Here is a 22,591-nt window from a genome sequence, read left to right as displayed (position 1 = left end):
GCGAGCAGAAGCGCCATCAGCAGCGTGCGATGAGCTCGACCGGCGCGGGGGAGGGAGACGGCCGCGGCGACGCTCACGACTCGACCGCCAGCAGAAGGCGTCCGGCCTCGGCGTTGCGGCGCGTCTTCGTCCACCCGCGCCGCCCCGCCAGCATGCGGCCGAACGCGCGGATCACGCAGACGTAGCTCTGGTACATGTACAGCCAGTAGCCCAGCCCCCACACCGCCGCACGCCAGAGCGGGTGTCGCTCCTCGCGCAGCACGTACACGAGCGGCCAGAGCGAGAACGGCAGGATGCCGGTGAGCACCCAGAGCGGCAGGATCCACGTGGACGACGAGACCCAGCTGAGGATGCCACCGGGCGCGAGGGCCCCCGAAACGAGCATCGCCACGGCCACGCTGGGCCACAGCACCGATCCGGCGAGCTGGATGTAGGGGATCGCGAGGAAGTACGCCGCCTCGAGGGCGCCGGCATTGGTGAAATGACGTGACGAGAAGATGCGCGGGAGGTACCGTGCGCACTGCAGTCCGCCCTGGCACCATCGCGTGCGCTGCGTGAGCAGTCGACGCGCCGAGGGGAGTGCTTCCTGTGAGACCCACGTGTCGTGGACGTACACCGTCCGATATCCGGCGAGCATGATCCGCAGCCCCACCTCGTAGTCCTCGAGCAGCGCATCGCCCCACGGTTCCCCCTTCGCCGACGAGGCGGCACGGAGGGCACTCAGACGGGTGAACTGCCCGTTTCCACCGAGACCGACCGAGACCGTGCGCATACGCAGGACCTGCATCGCCGCGATCGTGGTGCGGAACTCGATGTCCTGCATCCTCACGAGGTAGCGAGCCCACGCCTGAGCGAGACGACCTCGTCCCCCCAGGGGTGCGGGGTCGTCTCTGTTGCTCATCCGCACCGCGACCTGTACGGCACCGACGTCGGCTGAGCCGAAGGCGGTGGGGCCCGACGCCTGACGGAGGGCGTTCGGGGCGAGGGATCCATCGGCGTCGAGGACGATCACGATGGTGCGATCGTCTTCGACGCCGCCCTCGCCCCGGGACGCCCGCCAGTGCATCAGCGCCGCGTAGGCGGCGTTGAGGGCCGCCCCTTTGCCGGTGCGAGCGTCGGGGAGGCGGCGGATCACCGCGTGCACGAAGCAGTCGCCGGCGGCGACGGTCGAGACGATGTCCCCGGTGCCGTCCGTGCTCGCGTCATCGATGATCCACACATGCACGTCGGGGAACCGCTCCCGCATCCTCGTCAGCGTCTCCGCGATCACGGTCGCCTCATCCCGGCAGGGGATGAAGGCGTGCCACTCGAACTCCCGATAGTCGCCGCCGCGAGCGCGCCTCCGACGAGCGAACGGGACGACGATGAGCGTCGTGTAGGTCAGGAACATCACCAGGAACACGAACGAGAGCGAGAAGAGGATGTCGAGAGGGTTCACGAGTTTCGTCGGGCCTCTCCGGATGCCGTCGCCTCGTCGCCGTGACCGCGCAGCCACGCCGAGCGCCACGCCAGGAGTGCGCCGAGCAGGGCCGCGCCGGCCCCGACGACGACGAGCGTCGCCGTCGGGGCCGTCGAGCCGGTGACCGCAAGGATCGCGGCCCCTCCGCCCATCGCGCCGTTGCGGTACATCGCGTCAGCCCCGGATGGATGCCGCGCGGGCACGACGACGCAACGCGATCACGGCCAGAACGATCGCACCGACGCCGATGAACCCGCCGGCCAGGGCTGAGGACTCGGGCCCGGCGACCGGAACGGCGAGCTGTCCGGCGTTGGGACCGACCGTCGCGTTCGCGAGGTTCACGCTGGCCACCGACCCGGAGGGGCCGAGGCCCAGACGCAGCGCGGTCTGCGTGAACGAACCGTCCGAACCGGTCGACTGCACGTTGACCTGCATCTGTGCCAGTTGCGTCAGCGCATCGCTGAGCGGGGTGACGACGGTGCTGCTGATCCCGTTCAGCGCGGGCACGATCGTCGCCTTCGCGGTGTCGACGGCCGCTTGCAGCGCGATGCCCGCAGCCGCGGTGAAGATGTTCGACCGCAGGTTCGCGGCGAGGGCGCTCGCCGCGTTCAGCACACCGTCGACCTGGCTGACGATCTTGTTCGCAACGGCCTGCGGGACGTACGAGAGCAGGTCGGTGCCCGGCGGCAGAGCGTTGACGCTGGAGACACCGGCGGCCGAGGTCAGATCGTCGAGCGTCAGCTGGACCGTGCCCGACGAGAACGGATTCGTCAATCCCGCACCGCTGGTGTTCGCGAGCGCGATCAGCGTGTTCAGCGCCGGGTTGATGATGCCGAGCACACCGGAGACGATCGTGCCGTCGACCTCGAAACCGGCGTCGGAGAGGACGTACTGACCGGTCTGCGTGCCGTCGGCGGCTTGCTGGGCGGAGGCGGCCAGCACACCCAGATCGACTTTCAGCCCGACGGGCGCCGACGACGATCCCAGCCGGAAGGTCGCCGACTGGTTCGCGGACGGCGAGCCGACGTTCGAGGGCGTGACCGTGCCCGCGCCGATGAGGCTGGGGGCAGCCGAGACGGCACCGGAGAACGCGGAAGAACTGCCGTCGTCGCGCGCCTGGGCGTACTGGCCGACAGCGCCGAGCTGGATGATCCCGTTGTCGCCGAAGAGGTTCGTCGATCCCGCCGACAGGCCGACGAGGCCCGCGATCGCCGAGGCGTCGAGCGGCTGGTCGGTGGTGACGTCGCCGCTGGCATCGGGGTTGACCGCCTGCGCTCCCCGCAGGGCGAGGGCGTTGTCGAGCACATTCGTCCCGAGCAGGGACGTCTCGACGAGCCGCCCGGTGCCCTGTGAGACGACGGCTGCAGCCTGGGCGCTGGTCGCCGGGATGAGCAGAGCGGCGGCGACGGCGACCGCACCTGCGGTCCGCGTCGTGCGCCGCACCCGGCCGTAGGACGTTGATGATCCGGTGGTCATGGTTTCTTCTTCCTGGTCAATCCGCGCGCCGTGGAGCCCGCGATCGGGTCGGGTCATGCGGGTCGTGGTGACGCTAGGGGCCCGCAGAGATCGGCACATCGGTGTGGCACACGTAACGTTCCGGAGGGGGCTCTCAGCGTGGTGCTCGGTATGGCTGCGCAAACACTGATGCCTCTCAGTGACGAGGGAGAGGCGCGTAATTCGGTGTAGGAACGGAGGGGGGTGCCGCCTCGCGTGCCCCCAGTACAAGGGGGTTGCAAACAATGAGTGGTGCTCGAACATTCGTAGGGCGTTCAGTGGAACGAGCCCTGGCGGTAGCCGCCTTCAGCCGGAAACGGAGCGTGTTCGTGACAGGTCCCAGCCGGAGCGGGCGCTCAACGCTCCTGACGTCGGTCGTGAGGGATCTGGCCCGGCCCACGGTCTTCCTTGAACGTCGTCCGAACGGCGTGACACGGTGCGGTCCCCGCACGACGGACCGGCATCCGGTGACGGGGGAGGACGATGTCGCCGCCCTGATCGACGCGCTCGCCCACGACATCCCTCTCGTCGTCGATGACCTGGACCTGCTCCCGTACCCGGTGCTGGCCCCGCTCATCGACGCCTTCCGCACGACGCCGACCGTCTTCCTGGCCGCGATGTCGCCTCGTCATGTCGTGGCGTCGGCGAGTGCGGAGCGATGGGAGACGCTGCGCCCGATGTTCGATCAGTCCGAGGCGCTCGCCATCCCCTTGCCGCCGCTGTCTCTGCGCGAGACGGCGGATCTCGGCGATGCCCTGCGCACGGCCCGCTACGGGGCCGATCGCGCGGACGACGCGTGGCACATGGCGCTGCACCACCTCAGCGGGGGGAGCCCGGCCCTCGTGCGTGAGATCGTCGAAGCGGCGGCGGCCCGCGGGCGTCTTCATGCGCTTCTCCCGATCGACCCCCAGAGTGACGCTCTCCCGGGTGCGGTCGTGGCATCCGCGATGAAGATGCTCGCTCCCCTGGACGCTCGTGAGCGACGGATCCTCGCGGCCCTGGCCGAGCTCGGGCCCGTGCCCCACGGGCATCTCGGGTCGATCGTCGCCTCCGACGTCCTTGCGCGGCTGCACGACGGCGGCCTGCTGTCGGCGGGGGCGGATCCCAGTACCTCCGCCGTGAGCGGTGTGATCGCGCGGATGGTGACCGATTCGAGCGATCTCGGCGATTTCGACGACGAGCGGCGAGCTCTGGCGCGAGAACTGCTCCTTCTCTCCCGGCAGTCGTCGCGTCTGACGTCGGGGGAGGAGAAGTTCTGCGCGCGGTGGGCCGACGCGGCGGGCGACGCGTCGCTCGAGAAGGCCCTCGCCCGGATCCTTCCGCGGGCAGCGCTCGCGCTCGCGCGGTCGAGTTCGCCCTGTGAGGCCCTACCCGTCGCGGAAAGAGTGCTCGAGGCGAAGCCCGATGCGACCGCGTTCTCCGCGCTCATCCTCGCCCGCGTCGCTCTCGGGGAGTACTCCGAGGCCGAACGTCTGCTGGATCACTACCCCGTTCCCACGACGAAGGAGGAGCGCGAGGGGGCTCTCCACGTGCACGTGAACGTCCTGTTCGCCACCTGCACGGGGATCGACGCGGCCCTGGAACGGCTGCGGACCTTGGCCGACTGGGCCCCTGACGACGAGGCGTGGCGGCTTCGGCTGGAGTGCTCGGTCAACGCCCTGTCGTTGTCCAGCGGGTCGGCCCCCGATCTTCCGGACGACCTGACCATGCTGGACCCGCACGCGGACGAGGAGACGGTCAGTCTGACCGAGGCGTGTCAGGCGGCCTTCGAGGCCTCGCGCGGCGACAGCGCGAGAGTGCACGAGCTCCTGCACCGACGGCATCAGACGCACGGGATGGACGTGGAGTCGAACTTCACGGTCTTCCGGCTGCACGCCTTCGCCCTGATGATGCTCGGAGAGGATCTGGACCTGGTCCAGAGGGCCACGCGGCGTCGCCTGCTGGTCGCACGGTGGGAGGATCGGCAAGACGATGTGGCGCTGCTCGCTCTCACGGACGCGTCGATCCAGGTCATCCGGGGTCGACCTGCGGACGCCCTGCTGAGCCTGGGACTCATCGACGGGAGCCCCACGGAGCCGGTACGCATCTGGTGCGAGGTCGTCCGCGCGGCGGCGCTCGTCGTCAACGGCGATCTCGTGCACGCCGCCGCCGCCATCGAGCGTATCGACGCCGTCTCCGAGGACTGGGGTCGTGGGGGGTTCGGTGCCGTCCGCGACACCGTGTGCGCGCTGTTCGACGCCGCGAGTCGTCGGCCGCTCGCGGCCGCTGCGCGAGCGGAACGGGTGCTCGAACAAGCCCAGCGGACGATGCCCATCCTCGTGCCCGTGCTTCTGCGCTTCCAGTTGCAGAGCGGAGTCCCGGCCGAGGAGGTTCTCGAGCGTGCCGAGCTCCTCACCCAGCAGCTCGACATCGCCTCGTTGCACGCCTTCGTGGACGAGTTGCGAACGATGACCGGACGCGACGTGGCGCGCTTGGAAGTGTTGACCGCGCGCGAGAGGGAGGTCGTCCAGTTCGCCGCGTCGGGGTTCTCGAACGCCGAGATCGCCGCTCGCCTGAGTCTGTCGGTCCGAACCGTCGAGTCCCACCTGCACCACGCGCGAACACGACTGGGGATGGGGCGTTACGAGAGGTTCTCGTCCGTGCCCGCGTCACTGGCGGCCGGCAGCCGCTGAGTCGACGGCGCCTACGGGGCGCACGCCGACCCTCGTCGTCGTCCCGCGTCCGTGATCCGGACGCGGGACGACGCTCGTCAGCTTCGTGCGGCGACGAGCAACTCCTCGGCGCCGGCGCGCAGCGCCGTCAGACGACGATTGGCCTTCTTGGCCGAACCCGCGTGCACATCGAGATACAGCTTGAGCTTCGGCTCGGTGCCGCTGGGGCGAACGATCAGGCGCGAGCCGTCCTCGAGCCACAGGCGCAGCACGTCGCCGGGCGGCAGCCCGTCCACCCCGAGGAGCAGATCGTCGATGCGGCTCACGCCGACCTCGCCGACCGCGACGGGCGGATGAGCACGCAGGGATGCCATGATCCCGGCGATCTCGCTCACATCGGTGACCCGGATCGAGATCTGGTCGCTCGCAAAGGCCTCGAACGTCTCCCGGAACTCGCGGAGCAGGTCCGCGACGGTCCGGCCCTGGGCTCGGGCGTCGGCGGCCATGCCCAGCAGTGCGATCGCGGCGGAGATCCCGTCCTTGTCGCGGACGACGTCGGGGTTCACGAGGTAGCCCAGCGCCTCCTCGAAGCCGAAGACGATCCCCGGTGCACGCGAGATCCACTTGAACCCGGTGAGTGTCGCGCGGAAGTCGAGACCGTAGTGCTCGGCCACCGCCTGCAGACCGGGCGACGAGACGAGGGAGCAGGCCAGAGTGCCGCCCGTTCCGGCCGAGGCCGCGGCGCGCGCCGCACGCCAGCCCAACAGCAGACCGATCTCGTTGCCGCTCAACCGGCGCCATCCGCCCTCGGTCTCGGCATCCGGGATCGCCACGGCGAGGCGGTCGGCATCCGGATCGTTCGCGATGACCAGCTCGGCGTCGGACACCCGCGCCGTCTCGAACGCGAGGTCCATCGCGCCGGGTTCCTCGGGATTGGGGAAGGCCACCGTCGGGAAGCGTCCGTCGGGGTGGATCTGCGCCTCGACGAGCACCGGCGCGGGGTATCCGGCCTGCGTCAGCACGCGCGAGAACGTCTCCCATCCCACGCCGTGCATCGCGGTGTACACCCAGCGCAGTCCCGAGGCTCCCGCGGGCGCCGGGGCCACCTCGGCGGTGGACGCGATGTACGCCTCGACGACGGACTCGGGGGCGTTGGCGTACCCGACCGAGCGCGGCAGCACCGTGACGTCACCGGCGTCGGCGATGCGCTGGATGTGGGCGGCGATCTCGGCGTCGGCCGGCGACACGATCTGGGCGCCCTGGTCGTCGCCGCCGAGGTATACCTTGTACCCGTTGTCGTCCGGCGGGTTATGGCTGGCGGTGACCATCACGCCGGCGTCGGCGCCCAGGTGCCGCACCGCGAAGGCGAGCACGGGAGTGGGCAGCCGCCGGGGCAGCAGGATCGCATTCAGGCCCGCCCCGGCGAAGATCTCGACCGAGTCGCGCGCGAACACATCGGAGTTGCGCCGACCGTCGTAGCCGACCACGACGGTCGGCGCCTCGCCGGAGGAGCGCTCGTTCAGGTACGCCGCGAAGCCCGCGGCGGCCTGGGCCACGAGCACGCGATTCATGCGGTTCGATCCCGCGCCGAGAGTGCCGCGCAGCCCGGCGGTGCCGAAGGCCAGGCGGGTCGCGAAGCGGTCCTCGAGGTCGGCGGTCGCCTCGGCATCCCCGCCCTCGACGCGTGCGATGAGCTGAGTCAGCTCGTCACGGGTCACGGCATCCGGGTCCTGCGCGAGCCAGGCGCGGGCGGCGGACAGATACTCGCTCACAGCGAGCCGATCACGCGGGCCAGCAGTGCCGAGATCACCGGCTCGGCCTCGCGGCCGGCTTCGAGCACCTCGGCGTGGCTGAGCGGGGTCTGCTGGATGCCGGCGGCCAGGTTCGTGATGAGCGAGAAGCCGAGGATCTCCATGCCCGCCTGGCGTGCGGCGATGGCCTCGAGGGCCGTGGACATCCCGACGATGTGGCCGCCGATGGCCTTGGCCATCTGCACCTCGGCGGGGGTCTCGTAGTGAGGCCCTCGGAACTGCGTGTAGACGCCCTCGTCGAGCGTGGGGTCGATCTCGCGCGCGATCGCGCGCAGGCGCTTGGAGTACAGGTCGGTGAGGTCGACGAAGGTCGCGCCCTCGAGCGGCGAGTCGGCGGTGAGGTTGATGTGGTCGCTGATGAGCACGGGTTGACCGGGCTTCCACGTCTCGCGGATGCCGCCGGCCCCGTTGGTGAGGATCATCGTGGTCGCGCCCGTCGCCGCGGCCGTGCGCACGCTGTGCACGACCCGTCGGACGCCGTGGCCCTCGTAGTAGTGCGTGCGCGCGCCGATGACGAGGACGTTCTTACCGCCCGGGGTGCGGACGCTGCGGAGCGTGCCGACGTGCCCCTCGAGAGCGGGCTTGCTGAAGCCGGTGACCTCGGTGGCCGGGAACGACGCCGTCTCTTCGCCGATGAGTTCGGCGGCGCGGCCCCAGCCCGACCCGAGGGTCACGGCGATGTCGTGGTGCTCGACGCCCGAGAGACGGGCGATGTCGGCCGCTGCGGCCGTGGCGACCTCGAACGGGTCGACCGCCGGGTCGTCGAGCGGGTGAGAAGTGCTGTAGGACATTCCCCCACTCTAGAAACTGCGGGGCCCGCGGGCCAGACGGCACACGGCCGTGTCGGGCGGGCCGGGTGGCCGGGCGGGCGGGCGGGCGGGCCGGGTGGCGCATCGGCACCCACCCGGCGCTGACAGAATGGATGCCATGGTGCAGAGCTTCGAGCGCAAGCAGTCCGTCGCGATCGTGGGCGGCGGCCCCGGCGGGTACGAGGCCGCTCTGTCGGCGGCCCAGCTCGGTGCCGACGTCACCCTCGTCGAGCGCGCCGGCGTGGGCGGCTCGGCCGTCATCACCGACGTCGTGCCCTCCAAGACCCTCATCGCCACCGCCGATGCGGCCGTCGCCATCCGCAACGCCAGCAGCCTCGGCGTGCAGCTGTTCGCCAAGGACGACCGGGGCAAGCCCCTGACCCCCGAGGTCGCGATCAACCTCGCCGCCGTCAATCAGCGTCTGCTGTCCCTCGCCCGTCAGCAGTCCGACGACATGCGCTCCTCGCTCCTCGAGGCGGGCGTGCGCATCATCTCCGGCCACGGCCGGCTCGACGGCAACGGCGCCGTGGTCGTCTCGACCGAGGCCGGCGGCACGGACTTCGATCGCATCGAGGCCGAGACCCTCGTCGTCTCGGTCGGCGCCTCGCCCCGGGAGCTCCCCTCGGCCCAGCCCGACGGCGAGCGCATCCTCACGTGGACGCAGCTGTACAACATGAAGTCGGTGCCCTCTCACCTGATCGTCGTCGGCTCGGGCGTGACGGGTGCGGAGTTCGCCTCGGCCTACATGAACCTCGGCGCGAAGGTCACGCTCGTCTCGAGCCGCGACCAGGTGCTCCCCGGTGAGGATCAGGATGCAGCGGCCGTCCTCGAACGCGTCTTCCAGCGCGGCGGCATGACGCTGCTGTCGAAGGCGCGGGCCGATTCGGTCGTGAACACCGGCGACGGGGTGGTCGTCACCCTCGCCGACGGACGCACGATCGAGGGCAGCCACTGTCTCATGGCGGTCGGCTCGATCCCCAACACCGCCGGCCTCGGTCTCGAGCAGGCGGGTGTGCAGATGACCCCGTCGGGGCACATCCGCGTCAACCGCGTCGCCCGCACCTCGGTGCCCAACATCTACGCCGCCGGCGACTGCACGAACTTCTACCCCCTGGCATCCGTCGCCTCGATGCAGGGCCGTCAGGCCATCTTCCACGCGCTGGGCGATGTCGTCATCCCGCTCGAGACCCGCCGCATCACCGCGAACATCTTCACCGCGCCCGAGATCGCCACGGTCGGCTTCAGCGAGCAGGACGTCATCGAAGGGCGCATCGCCGGCAAGGTGCGCAAGCTCCCGCTCTCGGCGAACCCCCGCGCCAAGATGCAGGGCATCACCGACGGCTTCGTCAAGCTCATCGCCCGCGAGGGCAGCGGCACCGTCATGGGCGGCGTGATCGTCGGCCCCAAGGCGTCGGAGCTCATCTACCCGATCGCGATCGCCGTCGAGCGTCGCCTGACCGTGGACCAGGTCGCGCGCGTGTTCGCCGTGTACCCCTCGCTCACGTCGAGCATCACCGACGCCGCCCGCGCCATGCACATCGTCGACCGCGACGACCCCGGCGAGGACTGAGCGTTACGGATGCCGTGGGCTCGCGGCATCCGTCGCCGGGTGGCCGTCCCGCGGGGTCTGGCTGACGCATAAACGCTTTCTGTGCGGGGAAACGCGTTGTGCTCGTGTTTCTGCGTGGGGATCGCGTTTCTGCGCGGGGGAGAGGCCCCACCGAGGACTGAGCGTGCGGATGCCGTGGGCTAGCGGCATCCGTCGTCCGGTGGCCGTCCTGCGGGGTCTGGCTGACCCATAAACGCTTCCTGCGCGTGGAAACGCGTTGTGCTCGTGTTTCTGTGCGCGGATTGCGTTTCTGCGTGGGGGAGAGGCCCCGTCGGGGACTGAGCGTGCAGATGCTGTGGGCTAGCGGCATCCGTCGTCGGGTGGTCGTCCCGCGGGGTCTGGCTGACGCATAAACGCTTCCTGCGCATGGAAACGCGTTGTGCTCGTGTTTCTGTGCGGGGATCGCGTTTCCGCGTGGGGAGAGGACCCGGCGACGACCGAGCGCGGATGCCGTGGGCTTACGGTATCCGTCGCGGGGTGGTCGTCCCGCTGGGTTTGGGTGACGCATAAACGCTTCCTGCGCGCGGAAACGCGTTGTGCTCGTGTTTCTGTGCGGGGGTCGTGTTTCTGCGCGGGGGAGAGGCCCCGCCGACGACTGAGCGCGGATGCCGTGGGCTTGCGGCATCCGTCGCCGGGTGGTCGTCCTGCGGGTTCTGGGCGACGCATAAACGCTTCCTGCCCGCGGAAACGCGTTGTGCTCGTGTTTCTGCGCGCGGAGAGCGTTTATGCGTGAGGTGGGGCGGCGGGGAGGGACGCCGGAGACGAACGACGGCGCCGCACCCCCGAGGGGGCGCGGCGCCGGTCGATCGGAGCGCGACGTCAGCTGATCAGCAGCAACTGGTGACCGGCCGAGACGGTGGTGCCGGGGGCGGCGTCGATGCCCGCGACCGTGCCGTCCTTGTGGGCCTGGATCGGCTGCTCCATCTTCATCGCCTCGAGCACGACGACCAGGTCGCCCTTGACGACCTGCTGGCCCTCCTCGACGGCGACCTTGACGATCGTGGCCTGCATCGGCGACTTGACCGCGTCTCCGGTGGCTCCGGCGGTGGGCGACGCCCCGTGAGAGCGGCGCGTGGGGGGAGCGACGGCCGGGCGGCCCACCTGGGGGGCGGCAGCGGTGATGCGGTCGGGCAGGCTCACCTCGAGGCGCTTGCCACCGACCTCGACGACCACGGTGTGGCGGCCGGGTGCGGCGGCGGGAGCTTCGAGCTCGCCGTCCCACGCGGGGATGTCGTTGACGAACTCGGTCTCGATCCAGCGCGTGAAGACGCCGAACTCGCCGTTCTCAGCGGTGAAGGCGGGGTCGCGAACGACCTTGCGGTGGAAGGGGATCACGGTCGGCATACCGGCGACCTCGAACTCGTCGAGCGCGCGGCGGGCGCGCTCGAGTGCCTCGGCGCGGTCGCGACCGGTGACGATGATCTTCGCCAGCAGCGAGTCGAAGGCGCCCGAGACGCTGTCGCCGGCGGTCACGCCGGAGTCGAGACGGATGCCGGGACCGCCGAACGTCTTGAAGACGTGAATGGGGCCGGGCTGAGGCAGGAAGCCGCGGCCCGGGTCCTCGCCGTTGATGCGGAACTCGATCGAGTGGCCGGTCGGCGCGGGGTCGTCGTAGCCGAGCTCCTCGCCCTCGGCGATGCGGAACTGCTCGCGCACCAGATCGATCCCGGTGACCTCCTCGGACACGGGGTGCTCGACCTGCAGGCGCGTGTTGACCTCGAGGAAGGAGATGGTGCCGTCCGCGCCGATGAGGAACTCGCAGGTGCCCGCGCCGACGTAGCCGACCTCTTTCAGGATGGCCTTGGATGCCGAGTACAGCACCGCGTTCTGCTCGTCGGTGAGGAAGGGGGCCGGGGCCTCCTCCACCAGTTTCTGGTGACGGCGCTGCAGCGAGCAGTCGCGGGTCGAGACGACGACGACGTTGCCGGCGGCATCCGCGAGGCACTGGGTCTCGACGTGCCGCGGCTTGTCGAGGTACTTCTCGACGAAGCATTCGCCGCGACCGAAGGCGGCGACCGCCTCGCGCGTGGCCGACTCGAACATCTCGGCGACCTCGTCGAGCTCGCGGGCGACCTTGAGCCCGCGGCCGCCGCCACCGTATGCGGCCTTGATGGCGATGGGCAGGCCCACCTGCTCGGCGAAGGCGATGACCTCGTCGGCACTCGAGACGGGGCCGGGGGTTCCGGGGGCCAGCGGTGCGCCGACCTTCTCGGCGACGTGACGCGCCGTGACCTTGTCGCCGAGGGCCTCGATGGCATCGGGGGAGGGGCCGATCCACACGAGGCCGGCGCCGATCACGGCGCGGGCGAAGTCGGCGTTCTCGGCGAGGAAGCCGTAGCCGGGGTGGACGGCGTCGGCGCCGGAGCGGCGGGCGACCGAGAGGATCTTCTCGATCGACAGGTAGGTGTCGGCACTCGTCGCCCCGTCCAGGGCGTACGCCTCGTCGGCGAGGCGGGTGTGCAGAGCGTCACGGTCCTGATCGGCGTAGACGGCGACGGAGGCCTTCCCCGAATCACGGGCGGCGCGGATGACTCGGACGGCGATCTCGCCGCGGTTGGCGACAAGGACCTTGGCGATCTTCGGCATCCTCCCAGCCTAGCGAGGGGGCACCCCTGCCTTTTGACCCTCCTCGACAAGAAACGCCGAAAAACGTGTGGGGGAGTCTACGAACGGTTCCACAGTGCGGTCCACGAACCGCCGAGTTCCCGCACGAGACGACGAATGGTCGACAGCGACATCCCGACCACCGTGGAGGGGTCGCCCTCGACGCGCTCGATGAAGGCGCCGCCGAGGCTGTCGACCGTGAAGGCCCCCGCCACGAGCAGGGGCTCGCCGCTGGCGACGTAGGCGGCGATCTCGTCCTCATCCACGTCGTCGGCGAAGGTCACCGACGCCTCCGCCACGGCGTGTGCCTCACGCGGCTCGCTGCCGGGGGAGAGGCGGAACACGCTGTGGCCGGAGTGCAGCACGCCGGTGCGCCCGCGCATGTCGAGCCAGCGTGCGGTCGCCGCCTCGGGTGTGTAGGGCTTGCCGAGGATCTCGTCGCCGAGCGCGAACATGGAGTCGCCGCCGATGACGAACCCGTCGAAGTCGGGCTCTTCGGCGTGCAGTCGCCGGGCGACGTCCTCGGCCTTGCGGCGCGCGAGCAGCAGGACGTGCTCCGTCGCGGGCAGACGTCGCCCCTCGGCGGCCTCGACCTCGGCGACCACGGCCTCCTCGTCGACCTGCGGTGCGCGCGCTTCGGGCTCGATCCCCGCCTGCCGCAGCAGCATCAGGCGGGCGGGGGAGGTGGATGCCAGGCACACGCGCATACGACAACGCTACCCACGAGCGCGCTCGGTGTCGGCGGTTCGCGCCGGCTCGCGACCCCGTCGACGCGGGCCCGAGCCCTTTTCGGCGGCCTCGGCGCGCTGTCTCGCCCGACCGCCGGGTGCTCTCCCGGCCGCATGTGACAGGCTCGGAGCATGCACGACGGCGACCTCATCGAACTCGACATCACCGGTATCGCCCACGGCGGTGTGTTCGTCGGGCGGCACGAGGGGCGCGTCGTCTTCGTATCCGACACGCTGCCGGGCGAGCGCGTCCGCGCGCGGCTCACCGACACGCGCAAGAAGGCGTTCTGGCGCGCCGAGGCCGTCGAAGTCGTGGATGCCGCTGCCGAGCGTCGTCCGCACGTGTGGCGTTCGGCCGGCATCGACGTCGATCCCGCGGAGCGCGTGGGCGGTGCCGAGTTCGGCCACATCGACCTGTCGCATCAGCGCGTGCTGAAGGAGCGCGTCGTGCGCGAGGCGATGGAGCGCGTCGGCCGCCTCGAGCTGCCGATCGATCTGCGTCCCGCCGGAGATGCGGATCGCCCCGAGACCACCGATGGAACCGGATGGCGCACGCGCGTGAGCCTCCACGTCGACGACGAAGGTCGCGTCGGCGCGTACGCCGCACGCTCGCACCACGTCGTCGAGACCCCCGACCTCCCCCTCGCGACCGAGGCGATCGCCCGCGCGGCCGCCGAGGTCCGCGCGGGAGCACGGCCCGGGCGCATCGACCTCGTCCAGCCGACCGACGGACGCGTCCGCGTGCTTCCCCGTCCCGACGGCGAGCGCTCGAGCGCCGCACCCGAGGTCGTCGAAGAGATCGTGGGCGAGCGCGTCTTCCGGGTCGATGCCGGGGGTTTCTGGCAGGTGCACCGCCTCGCCGCGCACACTCTGACCTCTCTCGTGAAGACGGAACTGCGCGCCTCGGTGGGCGAGCTCGACCCCGAGGCGATGCACCTCGACCTCTACGGCGGGGTCGGGCTCTTCGCCGCATCCCTCGCCGAGCTGGGCGGGGCGTCCACGCGCGTGGTCAGCGTGGAGTCCGACCCCCGTGCGACGGAGCACGCGGGAGAGAACCTCGCCGAGTGGGTCGGCGCGCGCGCCGAGACCGCGCGGGTCGACCGCTACGTGAAGACCCTCGCCGCCGGTGCGTCGGAGCGCGAGCGCGCGCGCCTGGAGCGCGGCGTCGTGCTGCTGGATCCGCCGCGTGCGGGTGCCGGCCGCGCGGCGGTGGAGGGCATCGCCGCGCTCTCTCCCTCGGCGGTCGTCTACGTCGCGTGCGATCCCGTCGCCCTCGCCCGTGATCTGGCGCTGTTCGCGGAGCTCGGTTATCGGGCGGAGCGTGGCATCCGGGGTGTGGACCTGTTCCCGAACTCGCATCACGTCGAAGCTGTCACGGTCCTGCGCCGCTGACGCGCCGGACCGCGAGAACGCTCCCGCCCCGCCTGCCCCCGCGCCGATACGATGTGGGGATGACGCGCGTCGCCTTGATCGATGACCACGAATCGGTCCGACTCGGGCTGGAGGCCGCTCTCGCGCGCACCGAAGCCACCGAGGTCGTCTTCTCGGGCGCGAACGTCGCCTCGTACCTCTCGTGGAGGCAGGCCGCCGCGGCCACCCCCGCCGACGTCGTCGTGCTCGATCTGACGCTCGGAGACGGCACGACCGTCTCGGAGAACGTCGACCGTGTCGTCCGCGACGGCTCGAGCGTCATCATCCACAGCGTCGCCGACCGCGCCGCGGCGGTGCGCGAGGCGCTCGCCGCCGGAGCCGCGGGGATCGTCAGCAAGTCGTCGCCGACGCACGAGGTGCTCGGCGCCATCAGCACCGTGGCCCGCGGAGAGGTGCTCGACAACGTCGAGTGGGCCAGCGCCGTCGAGGGCGATCGCGAGTTCGCCGACGCGCAGCTCTCGACCCGCGAGCGAGAGGTCCTGCGTCTGTACGCCGCCGGTCTGCCGCTGAAGGCGGTCGCCGATCGACTGGGCGTTGCGTACTCCACCGCCAAGGAGAACATCACCCGCGTCCGCGTGAAGTACGTCGAGGTGGGGCGTCCGGCACCGACCAAGGTCGATCTGCTGCGACGGGCCATGGAAGACGGCATCCTGCAGGACGCACCCGATGACGCTCCACTCCATGGCTGAGAACCATCGGTCCGTGCTCGACGAGGCGTGGGGACGCATCCCGCACACGCGCGAGGGGCAGGCGGAGCAGGGGGCGTTCACGCAGACGCGCATCGAGCGCGTCATCACCCTCATCGTGGGGCCGGGCTCGCTCGTGCTGGGGCTCCAGGCCTTCGTCGCGGCGTTCGGGCCCGGAGACGAGGCCGCCGGATGGCACATCCCGCTCGTGCTCTCGGTCTTCGTCCCGCTGGTGGCCATGATCGCCGCGTGCACCGTGGGGCGCTTCGCGCGGGTGTTCTCGGGCGTGTTCGCGGTCGTCTTCATGCTCGCGCTGACGCTCTGGCCGGTTGCCACGGCCGGGGGACCCACGCCCGTCCCCACCGAGAACCCGTGGATCTTCTACCTGGTCAACGTCGCCACCGTCGCGACCGTGGTCGCTTTCCCCCTGTCGTTGCAGGTCGTATGGACGGTCGCGGCGCCGCTTCTGTTCGGCGTGGTCCGCCTGCTGCAGGCCGGCGGACGCAGCGAGTTCTTCGTCCCGATCGCCCTGGACGTCTCGTTCGCGCTCATCCTGGGCAGCGTCCTGGTGACGCTCGGCTGGATGTACCGCTCCATCGCCGCAAACGTGGATCAGGCTCGCGCCTCGGCGGTGACCAGCTACGCCGCAGCGGCCGCCACGGCCGCGACGGAGCACGAGCGCGTCGCCGTGGCCGCCCTCATGCACGACAGCGTGCTGGGGGCCCTGCTGGCGGCCGACCGCGCGACCACCCCCCGTGAGCGCACGCTGGCGGTCAGCATGGCCCGCGAGGCGCTGACGCGACTGGCCAATGCCGAGAAGGACTCTCTGGAGGGCAGCGACGAGCCCGTCTCCGCCCTGCGTCTGGCCGAGGACATCGAGGCATCCGCTCGGGACCTCGGGGTCGATCTGACCGTGGTCCGTCATGTCGACGAGGGCACGCCGCACGTGCCGGGCCGCATCGCGCGCGCGCTCGTCCTCGCGGCGATGCAGGCGGTCGCGAACGCGGTGCAGCACGCCGACGCGCAGGGCCTCACCGTGCAATTGACCGGCTATGCCTCGCCGGGGAGCGTCTCGGTGCGGGTGCGCGATACCGGACCCGGTTTCGACATCGCTTCGATCCCGGCCGATCGGCTCGGCATCCGCGGCTCGATCGACGCGCGTCTCGCCGCCGTCGGCGGTCGCAGCGAGATCGACTCCCACGCAGGCGGAACGACCGTGACCCTCGAGTGGGAGAGCGGTGACCGCTGGTGACCGTCCGCTCCATCCTCTCGGTCATCGGCCTGGCCTTCACCGCCTATCTCGCCGCGCGCGGCCTCATCTGGACCTCGCCCGAGACCGTCGTGCGCGGATGGCTGATCGTCGCGGCGCTGGTGATCTACCTCCCCGTGACGTGGTTGTGGATCTTCGCGATCGGTGCCCGCGACAGGCGGGGACAATCGTCGTCGGCGACGCGGGCGCGGCTCCCCGCGTGGGGCGTCACCCTCGCCCTCTTCGTCGCGGTGGTCGTCTCGAACGCGCCGTTCCTCGCCGTCACCGAGGCCGGTCGCACGCAGCCGTTCGTCACCTGGGTGATCGGCGGCGTCGGTGCGCTCATGACCATCGTCATGGTGCGGCGCCGTCCGATCGTCGCCTGGGTCGGCACGCTGATCCTGACCGTCTCGACGTCCTTCTGGCTCGGGCCGCTCCAGGCGCTCAGTCTGGGCCTCGTGGGCTCGATCGTCTGGGTCACGGCGGCGCAGCTCGTTACCATCGCCCTCGATCGCGCGGCCCGCGACGCCGAGCGTCTCGCGGAGCTCCAGCAGGCGGCATCCGCCTGGCAGGCTTCGCAGAGCGGTCGTCAGCGCGAGCGTCGGCTGCACGTGCAGCGGGCCCTGCAGGCGGCGGGTCCGATCCTCGCCCGCACCATCGAGAACGGCGGCAATCTGCGTGCCGCGGACAAACAGGCGGCCCGGCACGCCGAGGCGAGCCTGCGCGATGAACTGCGCGGAAACCGGCTCCTCGACGACGGCGTCCGCGCCGAGATCGACGCCGCGAGGCGCCGCGGCTCCGCGGTCAGCCTCTTCGACGAGGGGGGTCTGGAGGGGCTCGGCATCGGCGCCCTGAACGGCATCCGTGCCGAGCTGGCCGAGATCCTCCGCGAGGCGTCGTCGGAGCGGGTGATCATCCGCACGTCGCCGCATCACGAGATCGCCGTGACGATCGTGGGGCGCTCCGCCGGCGACAGCGCCGGGGGAGACGACGATCAGGTCGACCTCTGGCGAGAGATCCGTCGCCCGCGCTGACGGCGCCCCGAGGGCACCTGTTCGCTGATCCGGGGCGACCCCGCGCCGCACACGTCGATCTCGCACCACGCGCGGCCGGCGGCGGCGACGTGAGGGGGGTCCGTCGGCGCCGCCATGCCCTCCGCGGGGGAAGAGGATGAGGGTGAGGGGCGGCGAATGCGCCAGCCCCTCACCCGGGCGAACGGTTACCCGAAAACCGTCCGCACGGCCGAATCCGGCTCGAGTGAGCGGTCCGACCGAACGCGTGATGCGTTCCAGCTCCTCCAGTATTCGGCAGTGTCTCCCGCCCGTCTGTAGGTATTTCGGGGGACATTTCGAATACGCGTCAGCCGGTGAAGCCGTGCCATCCCGCGGTGCGGTTCAGCGGGGCGCGCAGACCCCGCGCCGACAGCTCCCAGCGCGAGCGCGGAGTGTCGTCGGGGACGGTGGCGTCGGCCACCTCGCGGACGTACGCGTCGCTGACCACGACGATCGCCGCGGCCAGCTCCTCCTCGGTGGGCGTGCCGCGCACGACCTCCGCCACGAACGGGCGGGGGTCGTCGGTGCGGGGGGCGTCGCTCACAGCGGGATGTTCCCGTGCTTCTTCGCGGGCAGGCTCGCGCGCTTGTTGCGCAGGGCCCGAAGCGCCTTGGCGATCGACACGCGCGTCTGCGCCGGCTCGATGATCCCGTCGAGCTCGCCGCGCTCGGCAGCCAGGAACGGGGATGCCACGTTGTAGGTGTACTCGTTCGCGAGGCGCGTGCGCACGGCGGCGACGTCTTCGCCGGCCTCCTCTGCGCGCTTGATCTCGCCGCGGTAGAGGATGTTCACCGCGCCCTGGCCGCCCATGACGGCGATCTCGGCGGTGGGCCACGCGAGGTTGATGTCGGCACCGAGCTGCTTCGAGCCCATGACGATGTACGCGCCGCCGTAGGCCTTGCGCAGGATCACGGTGACCAGGGGCACGGTGGCCTCGGCGTAGGCGTACAGCAGCTTGGCGCCGCGGCGGATGACGCCGGTCCACTCCTGATCCGTGCCCGGGAGATAGCCGGGCACGTCGACGAGGGTCACGATGGGCACCGAGAACGCGTCGCAGAAACGCACGAAGCGGCTGGCCTTCTCGCCCGCGTCGATGTTCAATGTGCCGGCCATCTGCGAGGGCTGGTTGGCGATGATGCCGACCGTGCGCCCCTCGATGCGGCCGAAGCCGATCACGATGTTCGGCGCGAACAGCGGCTGCACCTCGAGGAACTCTGCCGCATCCACGATCCCGTCGATGACGGTGTGGATGTCGTACGGCTGGTTCGGGGAGTCGGGGATGACCGTGTTGAGCGAGCGGTCGGCATCCGTCGTCTCGAACTCGAAGGGGGTGTCGTAGACGGGGATCTCGGCAAGGTTGTTGTCGGGGAGGTAGCTGATGAGGCCGCGCGCGTAGTCGATCGCGTCGTCCTCGTCGTCGGCGAGGTAGTGCGCGACGCCCGAGCGGGTGTTGTGGGTGTGGGCTCCGCCGAGTTCTTCCATACCGACGTCTTCGCCGGTGACGGTCTTGATCACGTCGGGGCCGGTGACGAACATCTGGCTGGTCTTGTCGACCATGATGACGAAGTCGGTGAGGGCGGGGGAGTAGACCGCGCCGCCGGCGGCGGGGCCCATGATGATCGAGATCTGCGGGATGACGCCGGAGGCCGCGGTGTTCAGTCGGAAGATCTCGCCGTACTTGCCGAGCGCCACGACGCCCTCTTGGATGCGGGCGCCGCCCGAGTCCAGGATGCCGATGATGGGGATGCCGCTTCGCAGGGCCAGCTCCATCACCTTGATGATCTTGTCGCCGGCGACCTCGCCGAGAGAGCCGCCGAAGGTGGAGAAGTCCTGCGCGTACACCGCGACCGTCCGACCGTGGATCGTGCCCGTGCCGGTGACGACGGAGTCGCCGTAGGGGCGGGACTTGTCCATGCCGAAAGCGGTGGTGCGGTGGCGCACGTACTCGTCGAGCTCGACGAAGGAGCCGGGGTCGACCAGCATCTCGAGGCGCTCGCGGGCGGTGAGCTTGCCCTTCGCGTGCTGCTTGTCTCGGGCGGCGGCTTCGGCATCGACGACCGCCTCCTGGAACCTGCTGCGGAGGTCCGCGATCTTGCCGGCGGTGGTGAAGAGATCGGGCTGGTCGGTCACGCTTTCCACCCTAGCGACCGCATCGCCGCCCGCGTTGGAGGGTGCGCACAAGCGAATGCGCGGGGCGCTGTGGCATCCGCCTATGCCCCGCCCTGTCGCGCCGCGGAGGAGAACGCAAGCGGATGCCGGGAACCCGGCCGTTCCCTAGGGTGTGCTCATGCCGATCCCCGCCGCTGGATACCCGCAAGCCGCCGCCCACAGCCCTCGCGTGCAGGTCGTCGAGACGACCGACTCCACGAACGCCGACGTGATCGCCGCGGTCGCGGCCGACCCCGGCGGCTGGCCGCACCTGTCGCTCCTCGTCACCGACGACCAGCGCGCCGGGCGCGGGCGCCTCGACCGTACCTGGACGGCCCCGGCCGGAACCGCCCTCGCCGTCTCGGTCGTCGTCGATGCGACGATGATCCCGGCGGAGCAGCGCGGGTGGATCCCGCTCGCGGCCGGTGCGGCCATGACCCGCGCCGTTCGCGCCCAGCTCACCGGCCACGGGGGGACGGCCGAGTTGAAGTGGCCCAACGACGTGCTCGTCGACGGGGGCAAGATCTGCGGCATCCTGGCCGAGGTCGTCCCCGGGGCACCCGACACCGTCGTAGTGGGGGCGGGCGTCAACACCCGGATGGGCCGGACCGATCTTCCGGTGACGACCGCGACCTCGTTCGCCGCGATCGGTGCGGAGTGCGACGACGACCGACTGCTCGCCGACTACCTCGAGGATCTCGGCAAGACCCTGGCCCGTCTCGTGCACGACGACGTCGAGCGCGTCCACCACGAGATCGAGAAGCTCTGCGCCACCGTCGGCCGAGAGGTCACCGTCGCCCTGCCCGACGGGTCGACGCTCCAGGGCACCGCGGCGCGTCTCGACCGCGACGGTCGCCTCGTCGTCGAAGCCGGCACCATCGAGACCGTCGTCTCGGCCGGCGACGTCGTCCACGTGCGCTGACGGCGCGGCGCTCCGCGTGGCGGCGGCACGCGGGCGCCTCCGTCTCGCAGAATGAGACCGTGACCCAGCCGTCGAACTCGATCGGGCGCCCGCGCACGCCGGCGCCGGGCACGGCTGCGCCCGAGTTGCGCATCGCGCGCCTGCGCTCGCACGCGCGGCGGCTGTTCTGGTCGGCCCTCGTGCTGATCGGGGTCGCCGGGGCCACGGCCTACTTCTACGACAACCTCCCCGCGCCCTACGAGAACTGGATGCTGCTGACGGCGGCGGGCCTGCTCGTGCTGCTGCTCACCGTGATTCCGTACCTCGTGTGGCTGTCGCACACGTGGACCATCACGACGCGCCGCGTGATCGAGCGCTCGGGCCCGTTCGGAGCGAACCGTCGCGAGATCTCGCACGTACGCGGATACGCGATCCAGATGCGCCGCGGCATCCTGCAGCGGATGTGGGGAGCCGGGACCCTCTCGCTCTCGAACGGCGTCGAGCCGGTGCTGCGGCTGAAGAACATCCCGCACGCGGCTCTGGTGCACGAGACGCTGGTCGACCAGGTCGAGGTCAACCAGATCCTCGCGCACCGTGACGCGCAGACCTTCGGCTCGGGGGCCGTCGGCGGCGTCTGAGCCGATCCTCGCCCCTCAGAGCCCAAACCGTCGCCGGCAGGCAGTTTCGTCGCGGGAGCCGTGTCGGCATCCGTCCGGCTCGCGTCCCCGCGGGCGGCCAGACAGAATGGATGCCGACGGAAGGAGCGGCATGGCGCTGCGAGTCGGAGTGGTCGGTGGCGGACAGCTGGCGCGGATGATGATCGCGCCCGCCGTGGAGCTCGGGGTCGAGATCCGCGTCCTCGCTGAGAGCGAGGGCATGTCGGCCGCGCTCGCCGCGACAGCGGTCGGCGACTACCGCGACGCCGACACCGTGCTGGCTTTCGCCCGCGACGTCGACGTGATCACCTTCGACCACGAGCACGTGCCGCAAGATGTACTCGCCGCCCTCATCGACGCCGGTGTCAGCGTCCACCCGGGGCCGGCACCCCTCGGGGTCGCGCAGGACAAGCTGGTCATGCGCGCCAAGATGGCCGAGCTGGGGCTCCCGCAGCCCGACTGGGCGGCGGTGTCCGCGGCATCCGAGCTGCAGGACTTCCTCGACGCCCACGGCGGCCGCGCCGTCGTGAAGACGCCGCGGGGCGGATACGACGGAAAGGGCGTGCGCGTCGTGTCGGCCGCGACCGAAGCCGACGACTGGTTCGCCGCCCTCGCCGAGGACGGCAACGGCGGCTCGCTCCTGGTCGAGGAGCTCGTCGATTTCACGCGCGAACTCGCCCAGCAGGTGGCACGTCGTCCCTCGGGGGAGGTGCGCGCCTACCCCGTGGTCGAGACCGTGCAGCGCGACGGCGTGTGCGCCGAGGTCGTCGCCCCGGCTCCTCGCGCCGACGCCCGCGTGCAGCGCGTGGCCGCCGAGATCGGCGTCGCCGTCGCCGAGGGGCTCGGTGTCACGGGCATGCTCGCCGTCGAGCTCTTCGAGACGAGCGACGAACGCATCCTCATCAACGAACTCGCCATGCGCCCCCACAACAGCGGCCACTGGACGCAGGACGGAGCGGTCACGAGCCAGTTCGAGCAGCACCTGCGCGCGGTCCTTGACCTCCCCCTCGGATCGACGGATGCCGTGGCACCCTGGTCGGTGATGATCAACGTCCTGGGTGGGCCTGCCGAAGGCACCCTCGACGAGCGGTTCGCCGCTGCCATGGCCGCGCACCCCGCCGCGAAGATCCACACCTACGGCAAGGCCCCGCGTCCGGGCCGCAAGGTCGGTCACGTCAACGTCATCGGCGAGGACCTCGACGACGTCGTCTATGAGGGTCGCGCGGCCGCCGCGTTCTTCGACTGAGCGCGCCGTTCCGAGATCTTCCAGCGAGTCCACCTACCCTGGACCGGTGACCCGGCC

At 70.9% G+C, this 22,591-nt stretch carries 18 protein-coding genes; 9 read left to right on the top strand and 9 right to left on the bottom strand.

Annotation, left to right across the window (positions count from 1 at the left end; all coding sequences use genetic code 11):
* Positions 1 to 73 precede the first annotated feature (73 nt).
* Genes QE454_RS00590 through QE454_RS00580 form a run of 3 tightly spaced genes read right to left on the bottom strand, consistent with a single transcriptional unit; the run spans position 74 to position 2,935 of the window.
* The gene (locus QE454_RS00590) at positions 74 to 1,438 is read right to left on the bottom strand and encodes a glycosyltransferase family 2 protein (RefSeq protein WP_307459094.1); all 1,365 of its coding nucleotides are present in this window, start codon (positions 1,436 to 1,438) and stop codon (positions 74 to 76) included.
* Entirely contained in the window at positions 1,435 to 1,629 is a 195-nt protein-coding gene (locus tag QE454_RS00585; protein WP_307459096.1) for a hypothetical protein, read from the bottom strand. The genes QE454_RS00590 and QE454_RS00585 overlap by 4 nt, the downstream gene beginning before the upstream one ends.
* 4 nt (positions 1,630 to 1,633) lie before the next feature.
* Complete coding sequence (locus QE454_RS00580) at positions 1,634 to 2,935, bottom strand: choice-of-anchor G family protein (protein WP_307459099.1); 1,302 nt, start codon at positions 2,933 to 2,935, stop codon at positions 1,634 to 1,636.
* A 485-nt stretch (positions 2,936 to 3,420) separates the two neighbouring features.
* Between QE454_RS00580 and QE454_RS00575 the strand changes: the two genes are divergently transcribed.
* Positions 3,421 to 5,625, top strand: coding sequence for a LuxR C-terminal-related transcriptional regulator (locus QE454_RS00575; RefSeq protein ID WP_309668479.1), 2,205 nt, complete (start codon positions 3,421 to 3,423; stop codon positions 5,623 to 5,625).
* A gap of 77 nt (positions 5,626 to 5,702) precedes the next feature.
* Here QE454_RS00575 and QE454_RS00570 read toward each other — a convergent pair whose 3' ends face one another.
* Both QE454_RS00570 and QE454_RS00565 read right to left on the bottom strand, forming a co-directional pair.
* Positions 5,703 to 7,376, bottom strand: coding sequence for a phospho-sugar mutase (locus QE454_RS00570; RefSeq protein WP_309668477.1), 1,674 nt, complete (start codon positions 7,374 to 7,376; stop codon positions 5,703 to 5,705).
* On the bottom strand, positions 7,373 to 8,206 hold the full coding sequence (locus QE454_RS00565; RefSeq protein WP_307459106.1) for a purine-nucleoside phosphorylase: 834 nt from the start codon (positions 8,204 to 8,206) through the stop codon (positions 7,373 to 7,375). The genes QE454_RS00570 and QE454_RS00565 overlap by 4 nt, the downstream gene beginning before the upstream one ends.
* Before the next feature lie 127 nt (positions 8,207 to 8,333).
* Between QE454_RS00565 and QE454_RS00560 the strand changes: the two genes are divergently transcribed.
* Positions 8,334 to 9,794: an NAD(P)H-quinone dehydrogenase gene (locus tag QE454_RS00560; RefSeq protein ID WP_307315478.1), complete on the top strand. Its 1,461-nt coding sequence runs from the start codon at positions 8,334 to 8,336 to the stop codon at positions 9,792 to 9,794.
* 858 nt (positions 9,795 to 10,652) lie between these two features.
* On the opposite strand, the gene QE454_RS00555 is transcribed toward QE454_RS00560, so the two are convergent.
* Together QE454_RS00555 and QE454_RS00550 are read right to left on the bottom strand one after the other, a co-directional pair.
* Positions 10,653 to 12,419 carry a biotin carboxylase N-terminal domain-containing protein gene (locus tag QE454_RS00555; RefSeq protein WP_309668474.1) on the bottom strand — a complete coding sequence of 589 codons (1,767 nt, stop codon included), beginning with the start codon at positions 12,417 to 12,419 and terminating at the stop codon, positions 10,653 to 10,655.
* A 77-nt stretch (positions 12,420 to 12,496) separates the two neighbouring features.
* Entirely contained in the window at positions 12,497 to 13,144 is a 648-nt protein-coding gene (locus QE454_RS00550) for a nucleoside triphosphate pyrophosphatase (protein WP_210072134.1), read from the bottom strand.
* Positions 13,145 to 13,297: 153 nt separating this feature from the next.
* On the opposite strand from QE454_RS00550, the gene QE454_RS00545 reads away from it, so the two are divergent.
* From QE454_RS00545 to QE454_RS00530, 4 genes are read left to right on the top strand one after another with little or no spacing between them, the layout of a single operon-like run.
* Complete coding sequence (locus QE454_RS00545) at positions 13,298 to 14,557, top strand: class I SAM-dependent RNA methyltransferase (RefSeq protein ID WP_307459108.1); 1,260 nt, start codon at positions 13,298 to 13,300, stop codon at positions 14,555 to 14,557.
* Positions 14,558 to 14,616: 59 nt separating this feature from the next.
* Complete coding sequence (locus tag QE454_RS00540) at positions 14,617 to 15,285, top strand: response regulator transcription factor (protein ID WP_210072132.1); 669 nt, start codon at positions 14,617 to 14,619, stop codon at positions 15,283 to 15,285.
* Positions 15,278 to 16,534: a sensor histidine kinase gene (locus QE454_RS00535; protein ID WP_210072131.1), complete on the top strand. Its 1,257-nt coding sequence runs from the start codon at positions 15,278 to 15,280 to the stop codon at positions 16,532 to 16,534. The genes QE454_RS00540 and QE454_RS00535 overlap by 8 nt, the downstream gene beginning before the upstream one ends.
* Positions 16,531 to 17,565, top strand: coding sequence for a hypothetical protein (locus QE454_RS00530; RefSeq protein WP_307459112.1), 1,035 nt, complete (start codon positions 16,531 to 16,533; stop codon positions 17,563 to 17,565). Before QE454_RS00535 ends, QE454_RS00530 begins: the two co-directional genes overlap by 4 nt.
* A 325-nt stretch (positions 17,566 to 17,890) precedes the next feature.
* Here QE454_RS00530 and QE454_RS00525 read toward each other — a convergent pair whose 3' ends face one another.
* Together QE454_RS00525 and QE454_RS00520 are read right to left on the bottom strand one after the other, a co-directional pair.
* A complete protein-coding gene (locus QE454_RS00525; protein ID WP_210072129.1) occupies positions 17,891 to 18,127 on the bottom strand; it encodes an acyl-CoA carboxylase subunit epsilon in 237 nt (78 codons plus the stop codon).
* Positions 18,124 to 19,713: an acyl-CoA carboxylase subunit beta gene (locus QE454_RS00520; protein ID WP_373458845.1), complete on the bottom strand. Its 1,590-nt coding sequence runs from the start codon at positions 19,711 to 19,713 to the stop codon at positions 18,124 to 18,126. Before QE454_RS00520 ends, QE454_RS00525 begins: the two co-directional genes overlap by 4 nt.
* Before the next feature lie 157 nt (positions 19,714 to 19,870).
* On the opposite strand from QE454_RS00520, the gene QE454_RS00515 reads away from it, so the two are divergent.
* From QE454_RS00515 to QE454_RS00505, 3 genes are all read left to right on the top strand, one after another.
* A complete protein-coding gene (locus QE454_RS00515; protein ID WP_307315493.1) occupies positions 19,871 to 20,653 on the top strand; it encodes a biotin--[acetyl-CoA-carboxylase] ligase in 783 nt (260 codons plus the stop codon).
* 59 nt (positions 20,654 to 20,712) lie between these two features.
* On the top strand, positions 20,713 to 21,270 hold the full coding sequence (locus QE454_RS00510; RefSeq protein WP_210072126.1) for a PH domain-containing protein: 558 nt from the start codon (positions 20,713 to 20,715) through the stop codon (positions 21,268 to 21,270).
* 130 nt (positions 21,271 to 21,400) lie between these two features.
* Positions 21,401 to 22,534 carry a 5-(carboxyamino)imidazole ribonucleotide synthase gene (locus QE454_RS00505; protein WP_307459120.1) on the top strand — a complete coding sequence of 378 codons (1,134 nt, stop codon included), beginning with the start codon at positions 21,401 to 21,403 and terminating at the stop codon, positions 22,532 to 22,534.
* The last annotated feature ends 57 nt before the right edge of the window (positions 22,535 to 22,591 follow it).

Origin of the sequence: Microbacterium sp. SORGH_AS_0454, from assembly GCF_031453395.1 — a bacterium.
Taxonomy (GTDB): domain Bacteria; phylum Actinomycetota; class Actinomycetes; order Actinomycetales; family Microbacteriaceae; genus Microbacterium.
This window is presented reverse-complemented; position numbering and strand designations above follow the sequence as displayed.